Origin of the sequence: Nocardioides sp., assembly GCF_031422975.1 — a bacterium.
Taxonomy (GTDB): Bacteria; Actinomycetota; Actinomycetes; order Propionibacteriales; family Nocardioidaceae; genus Nocardioides.
Window position 1 is genome coordinate 1 of the sequence record NZ_JANPEO010000227.1, and the last position, 2,790, is coordinate 2,790.

Genomic DNA, 2,790 nt, shown 5'->3' on the forward strand with positions numbered 1-2,790 from the left:
ACAGCAACGGTGCCGAGCAGGTCGCCGTCCGTGCCCGGGATGCGGGCTTCGAGGTGATCTACCAGGGCATCCGCTTGACGCCCGAGCAGATCGTGGCCGCGGCGATCGCCGAGGACGTGCACTGCGTGGGCCTCTCCATCCTGTCCGGCTCGCACATGGAGCTGGTGCCCGACGTGCTGGCCGGGCTGCGCGCAGCGGGCCTCGACGACGTCCCGGTGATCGTCGGCGGGATCATCCCCGAGTCCGACGGCAGGCGCCTGATCGAGCAGGGTGTGGCGGCGGTCTACACCCCGAAGGACTTCGGGCTGACCGCCATCATGGGTGGGATCGTCGACGTGATTCGGCGGGCCAACGGGCTGTAGTCACCAGCCGTGACTGCCGGGTCCGCCCTTGAACGGCCCGGTGACCCGGTCGGTGATCCAGCCGCCGTAGAACCCACCCTCCTGGGCGCGCACGACCTCGCCGTCGACAAGGCAGGCGTCGACCATGCCGGGCATCACCGAGACGTGGTCACGGATCGCCGCGAATCCGCCCGTGGGATCGGGATAGGTCCAGGCGGCCCGGGACGCGGTGGCGGCAGGGGTGATCAGGTCGAAGTAGTTGGCGACGCCCTTCCATTCGCAGAACGTGGTCCCCGCGACCGCACGCAGCACGCCCGGGGCGAAGGCCGCCACGGGTAGGTAGTACGCCGGCGGGTGGCTGGTCTCCAGGACCCTGATCGACTCGGTGGTGCGCGCGATCACCTCCCCGCCGAGGCGGATCTCGACCGTCTCGGGGCTCGTCTCCACGCGGGGCGGTCGGGGGTAGTCCCACACGGACTCCTGACCCGGACCGGGGACGTCGGCAGTGACTCGGCGCATGTCACCAACGTACGCGCACCGGGGTCGGCGGTTAGCGTGATGCCATGAGCGATCTGCAGTGCGCCGTCCGGATGTTCGTGGCCAGGCACGGTGAGGCGGAGTACGAGTCCGAGCTGTTGTCCGACGACGGTGGCAGCCTCACCGCACGCGGACGCTCGCAGGCATCGGGGCTGGCCGACCTGCTGGCTGACCAGCGCCTCGCGCACGTCTACACGAGCACGATGTCGCGGGCCGTGCAGACCGGCGAGATCGTCGCCGCGCGGCTGCGCGTGGGGGTCACGGTGCGACACGGACTCCGCGAGTTCGGGGTCGGGTCCTTCGCCGGTCAGCCCGCAGACCTGGAACCGGATCCGTTCGGGCCCGTCTTCGACGACTGGCTCGACGGTCGGCTGGACTCGCCCATCCCCGGTGGCGAGTCCGGCTCCCAGGTGATCGAGCGCATGCGTGGCGTGCTCGACGAGGCCGCTGACCGATTCCGGGGAGAGGCGGTGCTGGTCATCAGCCACGGTGGCGCGATCTGTACGGCGATCCCCAACCTGGCGCGCAACGTGGAGCGTCGCTTCCCGCGATCCCGACCGCTGGCCAACGGTGACGTCATCGAGCTCGCCGCGGATGCGGACGGCTGGCTCGCCCGTTCGTGGGCCGGCGAGGACCTGTCTTCCTGACTGCCTGGACAATTAGGTAAGGCAAGCCTTCTGTTTGGTAAGATCTCGGGCCATGGGCAAGGCCAAGGGCAAGGTCGCGAAGCTTCCGAAGAAGGAATGCTGCGTCTCGAAGACGAAGTGCAACCGCTGCCCCCTGCGCATGCTCAAGGAAGGCACGCTGCCCAGCGGCTACACCGTCCACAAGCGCAAGCTGGTGAAGGTGAAGAAGTCGAAGATCAACAGGGCCGCCTGATCAGGCTCTGCGCCTCAGCACCACGAACATCAGCGCCAGTCCGAGGGCGAGCCCGATCACGGCTCCCACCAACGGCGCCAGCTCGCTGTCCGCGATGACGTCGCCGAGCCCCGCGCCGCCGTACGCCATCAGCATGGCCAAGAGCGCGAGCGCGAGCCGGATCGCGATCTCTCGCGCCACCAGGATCATGAAGGGCTCGGTGCCGCCGCGCCTGTCGAGCGGGCTGACGTCGACCACCGCCTCGCGGTTGATCGGGCCGTAGATGTGCGGGTAGCTGTCGTCGCCGACCGCCTCCACGCGCAGGTCCGAATGCAGGCGGCCGGGATCGATTGCGAGCAGGACGAGGGGCTCGCGAGACTTGGCGTAGTAGCGGGAGAAGACGCCCTGGACCTGCTCGCGGCGCGAGGCGTGGATGAAGCCCTCCTCCTCGAGGGTGCGCCCGGCCGTGGATGTCGTGTAGGTCCCGGTCCTCGTCGCTTCGAGCCAGTCGGCGCGAGTGGCGATGTGGTAGATCCGCTCGGCTCCGGGTGACGTCACGGGGCGAGGGTAGCGGCCGTGAGGCCGGGGCGTAGGGCCAGTCGTGCGGGCTACGGGGTGCTCCTGCGGCGTGTCGATAGCGGCGTACGGCGTGTCGCGGGTGAGCGCACGGGAAGTGGCCCCGGCAGGGTCAGAAGAGCCGGTGCTCGGAGTCGTCCATGCCGCGCAGCAGGTCGTAGTCGACGAGGGCGCAGGCGATGCCGCGGTCGGTGGCGAGCACGCGCGCCTGGGGCTTGATCTCCTGCGCGGCGAAGATGCCGCGGACGGGGCCCTTGGAGTTGAGCATCGGGTCGCGGTTGAGCAGCTCGAGGTAGCGGGTGAGCTGCTCGACGCCGTCGATGTCGCCGCGGCGCTTGATCTCGACGGCCACGCTCAGGCCGATCTCGTCACGGCACATCAGGTCCACCGGTCCGATCGCCGTCGGGAACTCCCGGCGGACCAGGGTCAGACCGGCGGACAGGGTCGCGGGGTGCTCGGCCAGCAGTTCCTGGAGGTG

At 69.7% G+C, this 2,790-nt stretch carries 6 protein-coding genes; 3 read left to right on the forward strand and 3 right to left on the reverse strand.

What is annotated here, in order from left to right; translation table 11 throughout:
• Nucleotides 1-362 (forward strand): cobalamin-dependent protein (locus tag RMO85_RS06735; RefSeq protein ID WP_310527837.1); only part of this gene is annotated, 362 nt, incomplete at its 5' end.
• Here the strand turns inward: RMO85_RS06735 and RMO85_RS06740 are convergent.
• Entirely contained in the window at nt 363-860 is a 498-nt protein-coding gene (locus RMO85_RS06740; RefSeq protein ID WP_310527838.1) for a DUF427 domain-containing protein, read from the reverse strand. It lies immediately after the preceding gene.
• Nucleotides 861-904: 44 nt separating this feature from the next.
• Between RMO85_RS06740 and RMO85_RS06745 the strand changes: the two genes are divergently transcribed.
• Together RMO85_RS06745 and RMO85_RS06750 are read left to right on the forward strand one after the other, a co-directional pair.
• Nucleotides 905-1,525 (forward strand): histidine phosphatase family protein, encoded by a 621-nt coding sequence (locus RMO85_RS06745; protein WP_310527840.1) that lies wholly within the window; start codon nt 905-907, stop codon nt 1,523-1,525.
• A gap of 52 nt (nt 1,526-1,577) precedes the next feature.
• A complete protein-coding gene (locus RMO85_RS06750; protein WP_310527841.1) occupies nt 1,578-1,757 on the forward strand; it encodes a hypothetical protein in 180 nt (59 codons plus the stop codon).
• Here the strand turns inward: RMO85_RS06750 and RMO85_RS06755 are convergent, their stop codons facing one another.
• Both RMO85_RS06755 and RMO85_RS06760 read right to left on the reverse strand, forming a co-directional pair.
• Entirely contained in the window at nt 1,758-2,294 is a 537-nt protein-coding gene (locus tag RMO85_RS06755) for a DUF952 domain-containing protein (protein ID WP_310527844.1), read from the reverse strand.
• 130 nt (nt 2,295-2,424) lie between these two features.
• The coding region (locus tag RMO85_RS06760; protein WP_310527850.1) for an endonuclease NucS domain-containing protein at nt 2,425-2,790 on the reverse strand (366 nt) is incomplete at its 5' end.